2 protein-coding genes are annotated in these 2,501 nt (G+C 33.6%); both read right to left on the bottom strand.

Going from position 1 to position 2,501, the window contains the following annotated elements; all coding sequences use genetic code 11:
* Positions 1–34: 34 nt before the first annotated feature.
* A complete protein-coding gene (locus V7183_RS21145) occupies positions 35–982 on the bottom strand; it encodes a DNA-binding domain-containing protein (RefSeq protein WP_335360743.1) in 948 nt (315 codons plus the stop codon).
* Between the two features lie 503 nt (positions 983–1,485).
* Positions 1,486–2,394: a chemotaxis protein gene (locus V7183_RS21150; protein WP_335360732.1), complete on the bottom strand. Its 909-nt coding sequence runs from the start codon at positions 2,392–2,394 to the stop codon at positions 1,486–1,488.
* Positions 2,395–2,501: the final 107 nt, after the last annotated feature.

Consider the following 2,501-nt stretch of genomic DNA (forward strand, 5'->3'; position numbering starts at 1 on the left):
TGTATTTCCCTTTTATTTTGTACCCCATTCTTCTTTAACGTGTCATCGCCATCACTTGCCCACTGCGATCAACCATGATTTTCATTGCCCCATCTTGTGCGTTATATAAGCCTAACTTATGCAAATCTTGTTTACATTCTTTGACGAAATACGGTAATGTACGAATTTGGTCAATGTCAGAACTCGTAATGAAATGAATCAGGTGATGTGTCATTTCTTTAACATCCGTAACAAGATCTTGTTTTTCACGCTGCAACCGTTCATTTTCGGCACGGAGCTTCTGCAATTCACCTTCTAGCGTATTTGTGTCATGTTCTTCTTTCATACGCTCTGCGGCCATGCTAGAAAGCTTATAAATCCCATCCATAAATTGGTGCAGTTCACGTTCTTTTTTTTCACTATGTTCACTAATTGTTTCAAAGTTATCAACAATACCTGATAGGACTGTAACAAGATTCTTTTCTACTTCTACATTAGGAATTGTTTTGCTTATTTGTTGACTTTGTTCTTGTTTCGGTTCTACTATTATTTCTTTTTCAGATACATATTTTCGCTTACGCCCTGGCTTTTGTTTCTTTATATCGTCAAATGGAATTTCTTCATTTTTTAATTTGTAATACGTATTTTGTAATTGACTTTCTGTTTTCGGAAACAGGTTTAGTTCTTTCTTACTCACATACTTTGAAATACTAGCAATGTTTAAACCGTGATGCTGACAAAATTGGTAGACCGCATATAAAAGTTCTAATTCAGATTTTAACCATGTAATATCCGATTTCTCATATGCAAATATGCCACCGTTTTCTTCAATACCAATTTGAAATAGTACCATTTTATTATATAGATCGATTAACTCTTCATACCCGATTCGGAATTGCTTTTCTATTTTTTGAAATTCCGCTTCTAATTGTATATCATTTTTTTTATTATTTGACATGTTTTGCAAAAGATTTAATACATTAATTGCTTTGTGGTGATACATAATCTGTGTCACTCCTCCTCATCCTTTCACAATTCTCATACTACTCCCATGTCTCTTTTTTAAAAAAATGGAAATTTTTCCATATCCATATTATAGCAGTTCAGAATTGTCTGTCAAACAATTAGCATACAATAATTAACATACAAAAATGTATAAAAAGTATCGAAATATAGTAAATGGTAAATCATTTTGATATCGTTAACAATCTAGCTTGATAGAGTATCTCTAGTTATGCATGAAGACATTCCATAATTAAATTATATGATACTCCTGGGGCTGTTGCACCGAAAAATCTTTACAGCTTTGCGAAATAATAAACGCTTTTACTACTATTTAAAATCCACTATTTTTCCATTTTAAATCTTTTTTCTTCTAAATGCAAAAATAAAAATTGAATCCTCCTATTACAGGCAGTAAAACCCTCAGCCCAATATTCAAAGAAAATTGAGCTGAGGGTTAACTATAAGAGCGACATACAGCCCCTCTCTCATAGAAGTTTCACTTTATAAAACAAGTTTATCAACAAGACCAATTAATTCTTGAATATCCGGTTTACTTACTTGGGCATTTGCCCCAACGGATTCACCTTTATGATACAGTTCATTTGTAATTAAAGAAGAGAAAATAATGACTGGTAGTTTGGTCATTATTTCATGATCTTTAATTACCTTTGTTAAATGGTGACCATCCATTTTCGGCATTTCAATATCTGTAATCAATAGATGAATATGCTCGAACATTCTTTCACCTTGTTCTTTTGCTAGTTTTTCAATTTGCGCTAGCGCTTCCGCACCGTTGCTGAAGAAGTTCATTTTCGTATAACCAGCTGTTGACAATGTTTCTTCTAATACTTGACGAAGCATTGCTGAATCTTCAGCGATATAAATTACTTTTTCTGCACGGTCTGTTTTTTGTTCTAGCCCTGGAAGTTTTTGTGTTTCATAACCAGTGTTACTAATTTCGCAAACGATTTTTTCATAATCTAATAGTAAAATGATTTTGCCGTCTAATTTTACAATACCAGATGTTGTTTCTTCTAGGCCCATCGATAGTGAGGCTGGCTCATCAATTTGCTCCCAAGAAATACGCTGAATGCGATGCACTTCATCTACGCGGAAAATGACTTTCATTTGATTTAATTCTGAAATGATAAATTTTGTTTGATCCAGCGGCTTCGCTGATTTTAAATTAAGCGCTGTTGCGAGGTTAATAACTGGTAAAATTTCACCCCGTACTTGGACAACACCTTCCACTGCGTGATGGGATTCCGGCACAGTTGTAACAGGGAATGGATTAATAATTTCGCGCACTTTCATTACGTTAATGCTAAATAAATTTTCACCAACAGTATATGTGACGATCTCTAGTTCATTTGTTCCACTTTCTAATAAAATGCTTTGCGCTTGTGACATATAGGTGTCGCTCCCCTTCCGATAATTCCGTATATATATTTATCAAGCTTTATTAGGCATATAAGTCATCTATTTGAATTGAATCATCGATATATAAATCCATTTTA

The organism is Bacillus sp. JJ1127, from assembly GCF_036965845.1.
Classification (GTDB): Bacteria; Bacillota; Bacilli; order Bacillales; family Bacillaceae_G; genus Bacillus_A.

Coding starts and splice junctions, on each gene's coding strand:
- V7183_RS21145 (WP_335360743.1), bottom strand. CDS start 982: ATGTATCACCACAAAGCAATTAATGTATTAAATCTTTTGCAAAACATG.
- V7183_RS21150 (WP_335360732.1), bottom strand. CDS start 2,394: ATGTCACAAGCGCAAAGCATTTTATTAGAAAGTGGAACAAATGAACTA.